The sequence below is a fragment of the Paenibacillus glacialis genome, from assembly GCF_001637205.1.
GTDB lineage: Bacteria > Bacillota > Bacilli > Paenibacillales > Paenibacillaceae > Paenibacillus_AQ > Paenibacillus_AQ glacialis.
The window spans coordinates 38171-54559 of the sequence record NZ_LVJH01000058.1 but is presented as its reverse complement, the minus strand read 5'-3'; the positions used below and the strand labels follow the sequence as shown (position 1 = coordinate 54559).

Genomic DNA, 16389 nt, shown 5'->3' with positions numbered 1-16389 from the left:
TGAAGTCGCCTTTTTATTGAACGTCATTAAATGAATCAACACGCTAGTTACGTACCTATATCCCCGGGTACGGGTACCGAACCCTCAACTTCAGCAGGAGGGTTCTCGCCTTCGGTCTTTGGTTGATCAGGGATTTCTGGATTTACGATAGGAGGAACAGGTTCTTCTGGGACCGTCACTTCTTCAGGCTTCTTCGGAGGATTCAGAAGTTCTGCTACCTCTTCAGCGGACAGCTTCCGGCCATTCAGATCTGATATCCAATAACAAAGGCCGGCAAGGGATTTGATCTCCAACCAGGTACCTTTGGAACGAGTGATCTCATAATTTCCGATAGGTAGCTTGGCGGACGTTAGGGAGTCCAACTTAGGCCATTTGTAGGACGTCGTTGTCTTCGTCAATTCAATCCAGCCACTTGCTTCCTTGGCTTGCAGCTTGTCTGTCTCAATTTGTACAGCTGTGGTGCCGATCAGCCACGGGTCAGTCTTATGTAGCTTCCAGATTCGGTCCCAATGTGACAGAGGCACATTCCGCTCTCCAACGTGCGGACTAAGCTCGGGAGTCAGACCAGGCTGTCCGAAATTCTCGATGAACCAGTCTGTAAATCCTCCTCCGGAAGGTTGAGCCACCGGTTTCACCATGTTGTAGCCGGTCTTATTCGCATAAGCTCTCGCAAACGATTGATCACGTTTCAAATTTTTCGCAGGAGTCTTGAAATTCCAATACAGAATTTCACCTGACGTATGATATGAAACGGCTATTGCGGGTTTCAATGCTGTTGCTAGTTGGACCATCGTTTGTGTTTCTTTGGCTGCAAGGGGCTTCTTCCCTTTGTAATTCATGTAATTGGGAGCGGGAGATGCATATTTGATATTCTCCCAGTCAGCGGGATACGATCGATTTAAATCGATGCCTTTGGCGTTTGCTTTCCAGCGTTTGAAGTTGTGGCTACCTCCGTTCATCTTCAGAAGCGCAGCATGGTCTTGCTTAGGAAAAGCACTAAGTCCTTTTTGTTGTAGCGTCACGCCGTCAGGGTTAACCATCGGAATGATCTGGAATGTAACATGATCCAGAAGATCGCGAATCTGGTAATTCCCCCACTTCGCGTCGGTGCGGTAACTAATGGCGATATTCTCCGTCATCTCCATCAAGAGTATAGTAGATATCCACTCCCGCGCATGATGAGAGCCGTTCAGTAGTACATTCACCGGACCATGACCGACCTCCATGACCCACAGATCGCGATTATATTCGCTTTTTCCGGCTGAGCTGTATCGGATAAGATCAGGATACTGTGTCGCTAGTGTTTGAATATTTCGTGTCATGACTTCATATGTATAGATTTGCTTAGGAACTACGATGTTGCTAGGATAAGCGGCCGCCGACGCGGTGAAAGGTGCTGGAATCAATGAGGTAATGAGAAGACATAATACGAGAATGGTTGACTGAATGCGGGTACAATGAGTAGCTAGATTAGTAGTAGAACGAAACATTCGGAACTCTCCTATCGTTTTAAAAGTTGAATTAACTAAATTCGACATGGTTCGATAGTAACCCTCTTTATATGCCAAAAGAACTACTTGAATGACAAAAAAGATAGTTAAATACAAAAAAGACGACTTCACCATTCAAAATTCGAATGTAGAGTCGTCTTTTTTATAAAGTCCAATCAACAATTGGCTATTTAAATAGACACTTTAGAGGAGGTGCAAGAATAAGCTGTTCAATAAGTTTCATTATTGAATTGATATGGGGGGAGCATGTCGTGCCGAATCGATATCAGAAGGCTAAATTCAAATTCATTACGAGGCGATATGGATTACATCTTATCCGTATCTCTACTCATGATTCGCTATACAAAAAAAACGCGGTTTATTGTGCAACAACGAACAGAGGCAAATCTCTTGTTAAAGAATTAAATACAAGGAGTCTTGGTAAGACATTACCTCAAGAGAAATTCTTCTCTTATGTCCGTAAATTAAAGACATCGAAATATCCAAATACGCCAAGATGGTTGAAGACAAGAACAGGAGAGTATTCAGTGAACTGGCATGGAAGACCGTACTATATGACCGAATGGATCTCGGGTCGAAAGATCACGGATGATGTTCACGACTATGAATCATTAGGAAGAGCTCTTGCTCATCTCCACAACCTTCGTAAGGTTCAACACACTCCAACACCTGCCTACACACACCAGAGAATAAAGGACTTTAAACATCAAGGTCATTTGTTTCACCGACAATTGAAAGGCTTCCAACAAAAGAAAACAACGTCAAGTCGATGGTTCGATAGATTTGGGGAGAGTTGTGTTCGTTTGACCCATGAAGCATGGAGAATTATTGATGATCCGGATGTGAAACGAATTCTATTGAAGGAGCGATGGCACCCTGCATTGATTCATGGTGATGTTACCATCCCTAATATTGTGATTCATTCTGGGAGGTTGTTCCTCATTGATTGGGATTGCCTAAGAACAGGTTCAAAGTATTACGAAGTTGTAAAGACTCTTTCAAACACAACTTATTATAATCCTGTTCTAATGGATGCCTTCTTACAGGGGTATGAAGAGGTTAGACCCTTCAAGTCACCTGAACGATTACTGATTAGCGCTCTTTTTCGACTACCACGGGAAGCTTGGAATGTAGCTCGAAAGATCGGTTCAGGTCGAAGCGACCAGGGGCTTAAGCTACTAGGAGTAACCTGGTACGATCGTTTGGATGCCATACGTCATCTGGATGAATGGGCGAAAGAGGGATCCATAATTAGTGCCAGTGAACATCAAATATAGATGAGGTGATATGAGATGAGTCTAACTTCTGATCTTGAGCAACAGTATGGGATTCATATTATAAAAAAAGTAAAAGTTCGCGATGTATACCAAATATCTACACGAAGTCACGGTGTCCTATGTTTGAAAAGTTACAATATTACAGAAGCAGAAATGCATTTCATTACACAAGTGTTCGCTCATTTGTCCCAAAATGGCTTTAGGTTTTCCCCCAGGGTACTCTGTACATCAAGCCACTCTTATTGGATTACAAGAGAGGGTGTTCATTACATGCTTACGAACTGGGTCAAGGGTGAACATCCACGATTTCACAGAAGCTATCACTTCAAAAAAGGTATTCGACTGCTTACCAAATTTCATTCCATAGCGGATGGCTTTAATGCTCCTTATATTCCCTTAGAAAGAATTAGGTACAACCAGCTGAAAGAACATATTACATCAGATCGTAACTTACTTGAGGGCAACCCGAAGATGAAGTTAATGACGTCGATTTGTAATGAGGCCTTGAATAATCTAGACAACGCCACAGTCTTGAAAGCTATTGCCGATGAAGAGGTGCGAATGGCATTTGTACATGGGGATTATAATTATCCGAATCTCGTTCTGGATACCTCGGAATCTATGCATATGATTGACTTTGATAATACGTCCTTACATGTGCGTATGGAGGATTTTTCTCATATCTTGCATCGAAATTTGGCTTGGCATGGATATGAAATGTTGCGCTGGATAGAGTACTACGACAGTAAACGTCCATTAAGTAAAGGAGATTTACATGTATTGCATACGTTGCTACTGGTTCCTTATCCTATCCTAAGGGCACTGAAGCAGAATAAACGAAACAATCGACACCATATCAGGATTCCAACAGTCCATAGGATCAAAGAATATAGAAATGAATTGAAACATTTGTTATAAGGGTTGGACAATCCATAGATCCATAGATACAGTGCGAATAAGAGGAGTAGAAGGTTATAAAAGATAATTTTTTTCTTCGTTGGTTTTTGATTGTTCAACAGTCCATATTTAGCATGAACAAAAAGGCTACTTATCGTCAAAAGTGACGGATTGGGTAGCCTTTCTTGCTCCGCTATGCATCCAAAGGACGGCACAGTCTCTAACTTAATAATCCGAGCATTCGTAATCCGTATAGAATACCATCTTCCTCCACGGATTTTGTTACATATTTCGCAGCTTGCTTCGCCTCAGGCATCCCATTTCCCATAGCTACACTATTAGGAATCGCAGATAACATCTCTACATCATTTAATGCATCCCCGAAAGCATATTGATGTTCTGTAGCAATACCTAGCCTGTCCGTTATATAACGGATACCTTTAGCTTTGCATCCTCCGGCTGGAACGACGTCAACTGCATTAAGATGCCATCTCACGAAATTAAAGGCATGAAATTGTTTCTCATAGAAGCATTCTTCCTCTGGTCGGCACATCAGCAAAGCTTGATAGATATTCCGTTCCTTATAATACAAAGGATCATGGGAGGGGATAACTGTCGCTTTGAAAGTGCTGATGGTCTTGGCCACGTACTCATCATTCGGTACATTGGCTCTCATATCTTCATGGCACATGTAGACAATCGCATGATCATGAAGAAGCGCTTCTTGGGTTAAATCGTGCAGACTCTCACTGTTAAGGGGATTTGTATAAATGACTTCTCCTCGTAGTACGACATATTGACCGTTATAACTAACATAGGTATCAATATCAAGCTGTTTACGGAGGTCTTCAAACATAAAAGGGGCTCTGCCCGTAGCGATTGCTACTTCATGACCCTGTTCTTTTAGAGAAAATATCGCTTGTTCAGCAGACTTGGGAAGCTCTTTATTATCATCCAGAAGGGTACCATCGATATCGAAAAAAATAATGCTCTTATTCTTCATATGCTCACACCTAATTTCTACAAATAATAGTTACCATTCACAAAGGTAGTCTTCATTATAACAAAGAATGAGATCGGTAGTTATCTGTTGCTTAATTCGTCAAATATTTAATGGATAAATAATTTAAAAATATTAAAACTTTTTGTGACTCTCTATACGTCTACCTAGTAAGTGAGGCAATAACACACTTAATACATTAGATGGAGAGTGAACATACAATGAACAAAAGTCCTTTTAACATGTTGAAGTTAGGTGTAGTCAGTTGTGCAACAATTATAGGGGTGAGCGCTAGCGTTCTACCTATGACTGGAATGGCATTCGCTGATGCAGTAGATACAAAGACAAAGGTAGTCATTAGTGCTCCGATAACAGCTGTACCGATGAACACAAGGATCCAAGTGAAAGAAGTGATTCTTACATCCAACACTAAGAACTTAGTTACAAATATTAAGGTGCCACAGATCGTGGGTATGTTGGATAAGAAGTATCAGGAACAGATGAACGATATTATTCTTTCACACGCACAGAAGGACCTGGCGATTTGGGAAAAGGATGCAAATGAAGCGGCAGTAGAGGCTAAGAAAGCTGGTTACGAGTATCGCCCTTATGAGCTAACCATTGTGTATAGCTTAAAAGAAAATGGAACAGGTAACCCTTCTAATTTGATGTCCCTCGTCGTTACTTCTCAAGGAGCAACAGGTGGAACCGGTATGCCTCGTGTAGATACATACAATGTATTTAATAAGGAAGAAGCTCAACGGGTTACCTTGTCGGATGTGTTGGGGGACGACTTTAAGGAAAAAGTGAATGCTGGTGTATTTGCGAAGATCAAAGCGAATCCTGAGAACTATTTCGAAGAGGAGTTCAAAGGAATAAGTGAAGAACAAGGTTTTTATATTGAAAAGGGTGAGGTAGTCGTTCTATTTCCCAAATATAGCATCGCACCAGGCTCATCAGGGAATCCCGAATTCCATTTCAGCATTGCGGACAATCTGAATCCAAATCCGAAACCTGTAGTACCTACGCAAGAAGTGAGCTCGCAGCTTGATTTACACACAACAGCTACATTCAAGAATGCTAAAGGAACCGCTATGGTGTCTTTACGCGATGTGGCGAAAGGTTTAGGTTATGAAATAAAGTGGAATCAGGCGACACGTTCTGCTGAATTGAAAAAGGGTGCGCATTGGACAAATGTTACCGTAGGTAAAGATTCGTATTTCTTTGCCAAAATGACACCTGTCGCTTTAGGCACAGCTCCAATGATAAAGAATGGTACGTTATATGTGCCGATTACATTTGTGTCCGACATGATGCATGTAGAAGTTAAGAACGGAGATGCTTAAGCCATTCACATGGCACAGAAATAAGTAGGAGAAAGGCCGATGGCATTCCAGAACTATTTTCTTGTTCTAGAGTGCCATTATTCATTCATAAATCATTGTAGATAACGATTTCCAATCGATCGGATATCATTCCTATTATTACCATGTGTCATTCAGAACTTTATTAATTAGTCACACGTCTTGCTAACGTAAGATACCTGATGACGAAGGAATGAACTACCATGAAAGAAATGAAGATTACATATGAGAATGGTACACAAAAGACTGATAATTCCATTCCGAGCAGACGTTATATGCCGGGATTAGATGGACTTCGGGCACTCTCCGTGATAGCAGTCATCGCGTATCATCTCGACTTGGGATGGGCGCAAGGAGGGCTCTTGGGTGTCGGGATATTCTTTGTTCTATCAGGATATCTCATCACGGATCAAATCGTCTCAAGATGGCAAAAGGACAGACGACTTGATCTTAAAGATTTCTGGATGAGACGAGCGCGCCGGTTATTGCCAGCCATGTTCGTTATGCTTGCGTTCACCGCACTGTGGCTTCTTTTGTTCGATCGTTCCCGACTGGCAGCATTACAAGGTGACTTTATATCTGTGACGTTATACTTCAACAACTGGTGGCTCATTTTTCACAACGTATCCTATTTCGAGAGCTTTGGGCCGCCTTCTCCTATTGGACATCTGTGGTCGTTGGCCATTGAGGAACAATTCTACTTGATTTGGCCGTTGGTTATTATTGTAGGGTTACGCTTAGCACGGCAGCGAGGTAAACTCATTGTGATGACACTCGCAGGGGCATTTATCTCAGCTCTTGCTATGGCGTTGATCTATCAACCGGGAAGTGACCCAAGTCGGGTCTACTACGGAACCGATACTAGGGTCTTTGCTCTACTGATTGGAGCCGCTCTCGCTTTCGCGTGGCCAAGTCAGAATTTGACCCGTGAAATTTCGCGTAGGTCTCGCAATATCCTTGATTTGAGTGGTGCAATCGGACTACTGGTCATCATTCTGATGATTTGGCGGACCAATGAGTATGGAGAATTTCTTTATTATGGTGGTTTGGTTCTTCTGTCGATCCTCTCCGCGATTGTCATCGCTGTACTCGCTCATCCAGCTAGCCGACTAGCTAAAGTTATGGGATGCAAGCCTTTGCGTTGGATTGGTGTGCGGTCCTATAGCATTTACATATGGCATTATCCGGTCATTATTCTAACGAATCCTACCGTGGATACCGGTGGATTCGATGGCGTCCGTGTTCTTCTTCAATTGGGTGCTAGTATTCTACTAGCCGCACTATCATGGAAGTTCATTGAAGAACCGATTCGACACGGACTGTTAAGAAGATTACGGCAGAAATTAAGCACACGTCTACGTGTGAATATTCGACCTGTCTTCATGATGATATGGGTCCCATTAGTTGTATTGTTTATTTCTTGTAATAGCACCGTGGAGGAAAGTGCTTCAGTGGATGCGAGTACGGATCATAGTGCTATAAACGATAAGTTTGAACCTATGGTTACTCCAGTGGATCCTAAAGACAAGGACGATTCGACAGTCATTGAGGTAACGGCGAAACCATCCGTCAAACCTGTCATAGCCGAGAAACCTGAAACCCCTGAAATAGTCGATCCGCCGAAGAAGTCTGAAGTCCAGGCTCAGTTGAAAGAAACAAAAGAAACAGGAAAGGGAGTAACAGCGATAGGAGATTCCGTTATTCTTGACGCTGCTCCTTATCTGCAAGAAATGCTCCCAGGCATTGTGATCGACGGTAAGGTCGGCAGACAGATGTCACAGGCACAGGAAGTGGTCGATAAACTTAGGGCTAATGGGAAACTTGGTAGTCGGGTGATCATTAATCTAGGTACGAATGGGTCGTTCAACTCCAAACAATTACGACAATTACTTGGCTCACTTGATGATGTTCAGAAAATTGTATTGGTGAATACTCGTGTTCCGAGAAAATGGCAAGATACCGTGAACTCATTGCTTACAAAAGTAGCTGCAGAATTCCCCAATGCTATGATTGTAGACTGGCATTCTTCAAGCGAAGGCCACAATTCTTACTTCTATGATGATGGCGTTCATCTCCGACGAGAGGGAGCGAAGTTCTATGCATCACTCGTAGCTAAAGTTATACAAGAGGAGAAGCGATGAGGGAACGTAAATTATTAATCATACAAGAATATGCATTATAGAAAAGAAGGGTATTTCGATCATGACCAAGAGGAATATAGAGAAGCTACTTACCCGTTGTATAACGGATAACAAAGAGAACATATACCGTTTAGCTTACAGCTATGTAAAGAATAAAGAAGATGCATTAGATATTGTGCAAGAATCTATTTATAAAGCTCTCACATCTATAGGATTACTGAAGAATCCTGAATCCGTAAAGAGTTGGTTGTTTAGAATTGTAGTGAATACCTCTTTGGATTTCCTGAGGAAGCATAAAAGGGTTCAACTAGTAGATGAAGAAGCGCTCGAATTTTACAGTTCTGGTGTGGAAGACGTATATCCAGATATTGATTTAGAAAGAACGCTTGAAGAGCTGCCTCTTAAGTATCGAAATGTCATCGTACTTAGATATTTCGAAGATTTGAAGATCGAGGAAGTGGCAGAGATTTTAAATGAGAACGTAAATACAGTAAAGACGAGGCTATATCAGGCACTCCAGTTATTAAGAGTCACACTGATGGAAGAGTCCTCAAAGGAGATGAATTAGAATGGATAACAAGATGAACAAATTAATAGAGGATTATAAACAAGTCCCTATTCCTGATGAATTGGATCTCATCGTAGGCAATGCTTTAAAGAAAAGGAAGAACCGCAGGATTCGTTACAATTGGATATCTGGCGTCAGTGCGGCAGCCATATTTTTCGTGATTGGGATTAATGCCAATGCAAACATTGCTAATGCCCTTTCCACCATACCTGGCGTAGACAGTATTGTTAAGGTGCTGACGTTTAGAGAATATAAAGTGGATGAACAGACCTATAATGCAGACATCAAGGTACCGATGATTACCAACCTCGATAATAAAGAGTTGGAATCTGATCTGAATGAAAGATATCTTGAAGAAAACAAAAAGTTATATGATGAGTTTCAGGCTGAGATGGAATCTATGAAGAAATCAGGAGATGGTCATTTAGGGGTAGATACAGGGTTCGAAGTGAAGACAGACAACGATGATATACTGGCAATCGGTAGATACGTAGTAAATACCGTAGCTTCATCGTCAACAACGATGAAGCACGATACGATAGACAAGAAGAATCAAATATTACTGAGTCTACCTATGTTATTCAAGGATGATCGATACATCAGCATCATAAGTGAGAATATTAAAGATCAGATGCGAGCACAAATGAAAGCAGATGAGAATCAGTTCTATTGGGTTTCAACGGAAGAACCAGATGATGGTCTGGTCGATGAGTTTGAGCATATAAATAAAGATCAAGATTTCTACATCAACGATCAAGGTCAATTGGTTATATCTTTTAATAAATATGATGTAGCTCCGGGCTATATGGGTGTTGTAGAATTCGTCATTCCAACAGATGTCATTGCTGATGCTCTGGTTAGCAATACGTATATTAATTGATCTTTAAGTGGTAGTTATATTAAGTGTATGATATCAACTGATAATCATCATGCGAGTAAGTAAGGGAAGGGAAGCAGAGCGCTAAGCTGCGTTCTTCCCCTTTTTCTTTTTTCATATCTTCTTATCACTTTCTTACATTTCTATGTGTAGTTGTAATAGATTTTACAATACGCAAATCTTCCGAATACACTTCTAACATAAAATTAGATTTAATATAACATTTGGAGGTTTAGTATGTCATACCTAGGACGTAAAAGATCGTGGATAAAGAAAATAACATTGGTGCTTACGATAGCCGTCATTTTAAACCCATCTGCATCTATGTTGGGATTCAACAGTAAGCTCGTAAAGGCTACGGATATGGATCAAGTCGTTCTGACTCCCCTATTGAAAAGTGAGGGCAACCAAGTACAAGACCCTCTTACTGTGCTAGCTGCTACATATCTTGATCAAGATTTGCTTGATGAATTTCCCATCAATTATGGTCTGAACCAATCGATTGTCATTAGTAAGATATTTGGTGGTGGGAGTCAGAATAAGGATGCACTCTACCAGCATGATTTCATCGAGCTATATAATCCAACGGATGCAGCAGTAGATTTGAAGGACTGGTCCGTACAATATGCTGCAAGTACAAGCAGTTCAGACAGTAATTCGTGGGATGTTACGCCGCTGTCAGGAATGATACCTGCTAGAGGGTATTATTTAATTCAGGAGGCGGAGTTGGATTCATCACTGCAACGTCCGACATTACCATCTCCAGATGTTGTGGGAGCGATTGAAATGAGTAATAAAGACGGTAAAGTCGCACTAGTCTCTAGTACTACTGGATTAGATGTTAACAATCCAACCCAACCAGATCTAGTGACATCACTTGTCGACTTTGTAGGATATGGCGGGGCAAAGAGCTTTTATGGCTCTAAGGCAGCCCCTGCGAACTCGGCTCAAAAAGCAATCGTACGTTACGCGTTAGATCCGAGCAACATGACCAAAGTGAGCGCACTGGTGAAGAATGCAGGAGAATTCTATGGAAATGGTTGGAATAGTCAGGATAATGGCAATGATTTTGAGGAAGCGAAATTAGCGACCTTAACAGTGCCTCGAAATGCTTCGTATCTTACTCCACTGTCGCTCAGTGCGGACATAAGTAACAATAGCGTTCAGATGGAAACAATGAGGGAGTTAAGCGCAACTGACAATCAGTTTGCTGTAGTGATGACGACTGGTACAGTCAAGGATGGTACATTATTATCAAATGACTATACGGTTACAGGACTACCAACAGGAATTCATGTAACAGAAGCGGTCGGACATGCGATTAACAATACCATCACATTTACACTTGGAGGTACAGCCAATGATGATGTCACATCAGAGGTTCCTTTGAATGTGATCATTAAGAAATCAGCGGTTATTTCCGGAGCTTATGATGATTCGAAGATTGTAAGTGGTATCACGCTAAATAATAATACGCCCAAAGTGAAGGGGGAGGTATTATCGAATACACTAAGCATGACGGAGCCTTCAAAGGCTACTGGATCATTCTCTATCCATTTAACTACGGGAACGGTGAAGGCGGGACCTCTTACTGATGCAGATTATACAATAACGGGGCTACCAAGCGGATTGTCTATTCAAGCTACTGGAGAGGCCTTATCCAACACGTTAACTTTTACAATAAGCGGTACAACGGGCTCACCCGTGAGTGAGTCTATACCGTTAACCGTTACGGTGAAAGCTTCCGCAGTTACATCGGGTGCAACTCTTGACTCCGAGCCGATTAAGGGTATAACACTGGATCGTTATAAGAAGCCAGTGCAGGCTGATGAGGTTAGGAAAGCAACATTGACACAGCGAATTAAAGAAGCGAATGCATACTACAACAACACAGATAACAAAAGTTATAAATATGGCGTGAACGGGATGGCTGGTACTTCAGCAGCTTTTTATAGAGGAACCCCTTATATGTACTATCAGGATTTAGGAAGCGTCATTTCTCTTCCGAAGAGTTGGAAAGATCTTACCAACGTGAAGACGTGGATCGAAGGAGACGCCCATGTTGCGAATGTGGGATATTACGACGATAAATTCGGAAATATTGTGTTTGATCTAAATGACTACGATGGAGCGTATATCGCACCCTTTTATCTGGATTTGCTACGAATGACGTCCAGCTTGTACTTGACTCGTGACGCTGAGAATCTAGCGGTAACGGATGCTGAAATAAGGGTCATGGCTAAAGTGATGCTGGATCAGTATATGAAGTCTTTGGAATCATTGGTTGGTAACAACAATAAGAATACTGCGGCATCGAAATTAGATATGAATACCGTGAGCGACGGCTTCACCAAAACATTGATGGTTAAGCTTGAGAAGAAGACACAACTGGATCATTTAATCAAGTGGACGGTACCGACTTCGGATAAGAAACATTCGACAGGCGTTCTTAACGTAGCTGGTAAAGCGGATAAGTATCGCCTGCCTACGGCTACTGAAAGAGCAGAAGTTGAATTGAATTGGCAACAGTATGTCGGTACAATAACGCAGGATTTCGCTAATGCTAGACTGGCGGAGAACGCTAATTATTTCACGATAAAAGATGTTGCTGTTCGTATCTATCAGGGTCTTGGTAGTATTGGTTCCCTGAGGTACAATGTACTGATTGAAGGACCGACGGCGAGTCATGATGATGATATTATTCTGGATGTGAAACAAGCATTCCAACCGGACATGTTTGATAATCCAGTGGAGGCACAAACCACCCCATATGGTACTTTTCCAGGGGGAGACGGAGCTAAGGTTAAGACGGCTTATGAGACAATGTCACTAGATGCAGAAGGATTCCTAGGTTATTTTGAAAGTGAAACACGTTCTTTCTTTGTTCATAAAATATCGCTATATAAAGGTGATTATGAGGATGCACCTGGGGGTGTATTCAAGACCAAAGAAAATCTAGTGGATTATGTGAGTTATATCTCTAAAGCGTATGCATTTGCACACGCGCGCTCGGCTGAATCCAAGGATGATACGTTTGAAAGAAGCGTATTAGATCAAGTCTATAAGGATGATCAGAAGTGGAACAATTTCCAGACGGAGCTACTCAATCTTGGTGAGGATTATTATAATCAGGTCAAGTCTGATTATTCGCTAATGAAGCAAGATATGATCGATGGTAAATTAATCGATGTGGCGGTTTTGAAGGGACTTACAATTAGTGGGGCCGTATCACCTGAATTTGATGAGAATAAACTTAGCTACACCGCATCAGTAAATAAAGACGTTGCATCGATTGATGTGACGGCAACGGCATTAGACAGTAAGGCGACAATCAAGATTAAGGGAGTCACTAATACAAGTGGTACTCCGAAGACGATTGCCTTGAGTACTGGAGCTAATGTGATCGACGTCGTTGTGACGGCTCAGGATGAAACGACGAACAAGACATATACCATCACGGTTACACGACAAGCCGGAGAAGGTGGCAATGGCGATGGAAATGGCAATAATGGAGGAAATAATGGCAACAACGGCAACAATGTAACAAATGGCTCCGGTTCAGCAACGACCAGTAAACCGAAGGAAGAACTGAATCTCAGTAACGTAGTTATTAACGCAGAGAAGTTTCAGTCTTCGGTGGCTGCTCTTCAAGCTAGTGGACAAAAGGATCAGAACTTAGTGTTCGATGCGCCTAATAACAATAACAAAGACATCAACATACAACTTCCACTTGCTGTGTTGGAACAAGCATCGAAAGTGATGCCGAAGTTAGTGTTGACCTTTAATACTGGAGTAGGTAGCTATAGCCTTCCAATTCAGGCGATCAATTTCACAATGTTGGCTAAGGAGATTGGTGTTCCAACGGCAACAAGCACCATATCTATTCATATCAGTCAAGTGACTGGACAGAAGGGGAATGCCGTTCAGGCGAGTCTAAAAGCAGCTGGTTTGAACGCCATTAGTGCTCCTATCGAATTTACAATACAAGCAGAAGCAAATGGGAAAAAAGTTGAGATTACTGATTTGGGTAATCGGTATGTACCCAGAGTTATTCCATATGCATCGAATGAAAATGTGAACCAATTAGTCGTTGTCAGACTAAATGCAGACGGAAGCGTATCCGTTATTCCAGCCACATTCGTAAGTGGTAAGGCAACTATATATAGCCAGAGCAATAGCATATTCGTGGTGGCACATACACAATCACGGACATTCACAGATATCTCCAAGCATTGGGCAAAGGCTGAAATTGAATTGCTAGCTGGAAAACGAATCATACAAGGGACTTCGACTCAGACGTTCTCGCCAGACAAATCGATGACAAGAGCAGAGTTCACAGTTATGCTCGCTAACGCGATGGCACTTAAAGACAATGCGTCATCAGGCAGCTTCTTGGATGTTTCGGCAGCAGCTTGGTATGCTGGGGCTGTAGGAGCAGCGAATCAAGCGGGTATTATCACAGGATTCGCAGACGGAGGATTTCATCCAGACAAAGCGATTACTCGCGAACAAATGGCAGTTATGATCGTTAAAGCCGCCGAGTTATCAGGGAGACCGCTTCATCCTTCTCAAGGATCTGAGATTGTATCTGTATTCAAGGACGTTAGTCAGATCAGCGCCTATGCGCAAGCTTCTGTAGAAGCTTGCCGTGAAGCGGGTATTATTAAAGGAGATGCTAATGGCGCGTTCTCACCAAAGGCGGCTGTTACACGGGCACAAGCTGCCGTCATGTTTAAACAACTGCTACAAGCGATCCAATTCATCAACTAAATAAAGTATGCAATACACAAACCCGCCTCCATCTATACGGAGGCGGGTTTTCATGTTAGAACATGAACTTAATTAAGCTTTGAAATCAGGATTACTCTGCGTGTAGCCTCCATTGGGATTATCGACTTGCGTATTCCCATCACCATCTCTGTAGTAATCGTCTACATAAGTTCCATCAGCACGTTCATAGCCACTCACTTGATGAGGTTGTGTCATCCAATCCATCTGCACCATCCACAACGTCCAATACGCCAATAGCTAAGGTTGCTACCGCAGCCACTTTTACTAAACCTTTGGCACCGTCTTTAACTTTCTCGAAATCATCCTCGGATATGCCTTTTACCACTTCTTTACCATTGGCATAGGTGTATTTCACAGAACCAACAACACCTTTAGCGGTTGTAGAAAGGGCACCACCGATATCTTTCATCCCATTGCGGGATTGTTCTTCATTACTAGTGATGAGACCTGCTGTCGTGTCATATACACCACTTGCCAAGTCCCCCACGGTTGTTCCTGCTATAATCGTAGCCTTCTCAACACTGTCACCGATTTCCTTCACGAATGGACTACCAGTGATCTCACCAACGACACGGACGCTTCCACCAATCACCTTGCCTGTTACTTCACCTGCGATTTGACCAAGACCTTTTAAGAAGCTCATATGGTTAACTCCTTTATGTTGTATATGTAAATAGAATAGATTGATTGTACGATGAACGCGGTAGGCATGACAAGGGAAGAAGAATCAACAATCATGAATTTGAATGTGTTGAAAACTATCATTTTTTGTTGTCTAGGTAACTTGTCAGGGAAATGCAGTTTGATTTACAATAATTGGTATGGTGGTTTGAGTACCTATTTTAGCATATGAATCATTAACTTCGAAGGGATGAGAACGCTTTCTCGAAAGTAACGAAGAGTGCTGTATAGATAAGGGGTGGTACACATGATTCAAGTGGAAGGTATCTCGAAAGAATACAAGCAATTCACACGATCACCTGGGATCATCGGCTCGATGAAGAATTTATTGTCAAGAGAACATACACTGCTTAAGGCAGTTAATGAAATTTCCTTTTCAATAGAAAAAGGTGAGGCCGTCGGATATTTAGGACCGAATGGAGCCGGGAAATCAACGATGATTAAAATGCTCACAGGCATTCTAGTTCCGACATCGGGAACGATCACAGTCAATAACCTTGTTCCACACAAACATCGTAAGGAAATCGCCAAGAAGGTCGGTATTGTATTCGGTCAGCGGAGTCAACTGTGGTGGGACCTTCCGGTAGAAGATTCGTTCGAGCTACATAGACGTATTTATAATATTCAGGATATAGACTATCGAAAGAATATGAACATATTTTTGGAATTATTGAATTTAAAAGAATTCATTACACAGCCAGTAAGACAATTAAGCCTTGGTCAGCGAATGAGAGCAGAGATAGGACTTGCCCTTCTTCATAATCCAGATATCGTATTTTTAGATGAGCCAACGATAGGCTTGGATGTAATCGCGAAGGACAACATTAGATCTTTCATCAAACAAATGAACCGTGAACGTAAAGTATCTATTCTATTAACCTCTCATGATCTGAAGGATATCGAAGAAATATGCCCAAGAATGCTGATCGTGAATAAAGGAGAGCTTATCTTTGATGGCACCGTGGATCACTTAAAGTCTAGTCTTTCGTCTGGCAAAATAATTACGATTGAATTTGCATCTAACCCTGGAGAGTATGTTGCATTAGAGAATGCAGAACTCATTGCTGATCAAGGCATAAGAAAAACGTTTAAAATCGATAAAGGATTGGATTCGGCCATTGATTTTGTCCAAAGCGTCTCAAAGCGTTACCCCATTAAAGACTTCATTCTACAGGATTCAGATATTGAGGATATCATTCGAAGGTACTATCGAAGTTTGGAAGACGATAATAATAACGAATTAACCAAACAAGAGAGATTGAGCGTGATTTAATGATGATGA

At 41.9% G+C, this 16389-nt stretch carries 12 protein-coding genes; 8 read left to right on the top strand and 4 right to left on the bottom strand.

Going from position 1 to position 16389, the window contains the following annotated elements:
* Positions 1-47: 47 nt before the first annotated feature.
* A complete protein-coding gene (locus tag PGLA_RS21190) occupies positions 48-1490 on the bottom strand; it encodes a M14 family zinc carboxypeptidase (RefSeq protein WP_068536729.1) in 1443 nt (480 codons plus the stop codon).
* 272 nt (positions 1491-1762) lie between these two features.
* Between PGLA_RS21190 and PGLA_RS21185 the strand changes: the two genes are divergently transcribed.
* Entirely contained in the window at positions 1763-2788 is a 1026-nt protein-coding gene (locus PGLA_RS21185; protein WP_068536728.1) for a phosphotransferase, read from the top strand.
* A 15-nt stretch (positions 2789-2803) separates the two neighbouring features.
* On the top strand, positions 2804-3706 hold the full coding sequence (locus tag PGLA_RS21180; RefSeq protein WP_068536726.1) for a phosphotransferase: 903 nt from the start codon (positions 2804-2806) through the stop codon (positions 3704-3706).
* A 199-nt stretch (positions 3707-3905) separates the two neighbouring features.
* Here PGLA_RS21180 and PGLA_RS21175 read toward each other — a convergent pair whose 3' ends face one another.
* On the bottom strand, positions 3906-4688 hold the full coding sequence (locus PGLA_RS21175; protein ID WP_068536725.1) for a Cof-type HAD-IIB family hydrolase: 783 nt from the start codon (positions 4686-4688) through the stop codon (positions 3906-3908).
* Positions 4689-4906: 218 nt separating this feature from the next.
* On the opposite strand from PGLA_RS21175, the gene PGLA_RS21170 reads away from it, so the two are divergent.
* The 5 genes from PGLA_RS21170 to PGLA_RS21150 all read left to right on the top strand — a co-directional run bounded on the left by PGLA_RS21170 (position 4907) and on the right by PGLA_RS21150 (position 14405).
* Positions 4907-6031, top strand: a complete 1125-nt coding sequence (locus PGLA_RS21170; RefSeq protein ID WP_068536723.1) for a stalk domain-containing protein — start codon at positions 4907-4909, stop codon at positions 6029-6031.
* A gap of 221 nt (positions 6032-6252) precedes the next feature.
* Positions 6253-8190, top strand: a complete 1938-nt coding sequence (locus tag PGLA_RS21165; RefSeq protein ID WP_425415411.1) for an acyltransferase family protein — start codon at positions 6253-6255, stop codon at positions 8188-8190.
* 61 nt (positions 8191-8251) lie between these two features.
* Complete coding sequence (locus PGLA_RS21160) at positions 8252-8758, top strand: RNA polymerase sigma factor SigV (protein ID WP_068536720.1); 507 nt, start codon at positions 8252-8254, stop codon at positions 8756-8758.
* Between the two features lies 1 nt (position 8759).
* Entirely contained in the window at positions 8760-9638 is an 879-nt protein-coding gene (gene rsiV, locus PGLA_RS21155; protein WP_068536717.1) for an anti-sigma-V factor RsiV, read from the top strand.
* 234 nt (positions 9639-9872) lie between these two features.
* Positions 9873-14405 (top strand): DUF2252 family protein, encoded by a 4533-nt coding sequence (locus PGLA_RS21150; RefSeq protein ID WP_068536714.1) that lies wholly within the window; start codon positions 9873-9875, stop codon positions 14403-14405.
* Between the two features lie 72 nt (positions 14406-14477).
* Here the strand turns inward: PGLA_RS21150 and PGLA_RS28660 are convergent, their stop codons facing one another.
* Together PGLA_RS28660 and PGLA_RS21145 are read right to left on the bottom strand one after the other, a co-directional pair.
* Positions 14478-14621: a hypothetical protein gene (locus tag PGLA_RS28660; RefSeq protein ID WP_211269599.1), complete on the bottom strand. Its 144-nt coding sequence runs from the start codon at positions 14619-14621 to the stop codon at positions 14478-14480.
* A complete protein-coding gene (locus tag PGLA_RS21145) occupies positions 14590-15069 on the bottom strand; it encodes a hypothetical protein (protein ID WP_068536711.1) in 480 nt (159 codons plus the stop codon). Before PGLA_RS21145 ends, PGLA_RS28660 begins: the two co-directional genes overlap by 32 nt.
* Before the next feature lie 285 nt (positions 15070-15354).
* On the opposite strand from PGLA_RS21145, the gene PGLA_RS21140 reads away from it, so the two are divergent.
* Positions 15355-16380: an ABC transporter ATP-binding protein gene (locus tag PGLA_RS21140; RefSeq protein WP_068536708.1), complete on the top strand. Its 1026-nt coding sequence runs from the start codon at positions 15355-15357 to the stop codon at positions 16378-16380.
* The last annotated feature ends 9 nt before the right edge of the window (positions 16381-16389 follow it).

Excerpts from the sequence above, each read along its gene's own strand:
- PGLA_RS21190 (WP_068536729.1), bottom strand. The coding sequence starts at position 1,490 with ATGTTTCGTTCTACTACTAATCTAGCTACTCATTGTACCCGCATTCAG.
- PGLA_RS21180 (WP_068536726.1), top strand. The coding sequence starts at position 2,804 with ATGAGTCTAACTTCTGATCTTGAGCAACAGTATGGGATTCATATTATA.
- PGLA_RS21175 (WP_068536725.1), bottom strand. The coding sequence starts at position 4,688 with ATGAAGAATAAGAGCATTATTTTTTTCGATATCGATGGTACCCTTCTG.
- PGLA_RS21170 (WP_068536723.1), top strand. The coding sequence starts at position 4,907 with ATGAACAAAAGTCCTTTTAACATGTTGAAGTTAGGTGTAGTCAGTTGT.
- PGLA_RS21165 (WP_425415411.1), top strand. The coding sequence starts at position 6,253 with ATGAAAGAAATGAAGATTACATATGAGAATGGTACACAAAAGACTGAT.
- PGLA_RS21160 (WP_068536720.1), top strand. The coding sequence starts at position 8,252 with ATGACCAAGAGGAATATAGAGAAGCTACTTACCCGTTGTATAACGGAT.
- rsiV (WP_068536717.1), top strand. The coding sequence starts at position 8,760 with ATGGATAACAAGATGAACAAATTAATAGAGGATTATAAACAAGTCCCT.
- PGLA_RS21150 (WP_068536714.1), top strand. The coding sequence starts at position 9,873 with ATGTCATACCTAGGACGTAAAAGATCGTGGATAAAGAAAATAACATTG.
- PGLA_RS28660 (WP_211269599.1), bottom strand. The coding sequence starts at position 14,621 with ATGACACAACCTCATCAAGTGAGTGGCTATGAACGTGCTGATGGAACT.
- PGLA_RS21145 (WP_068536711.1), bottom strand. The coding sequence starts at position 15,069 with ATGAGCTTCTTAAAAGGTCTTGGTCAAATCGCAGGTGAAGTAACAGGC.
- PGLA_RS21140 (WP_068536708.1), top strand. The coding sequence starts at position 15,355 with ATGATTCAAGTGGAAGGTATCTCGAAAGAATACAAGCAATTCACACGA.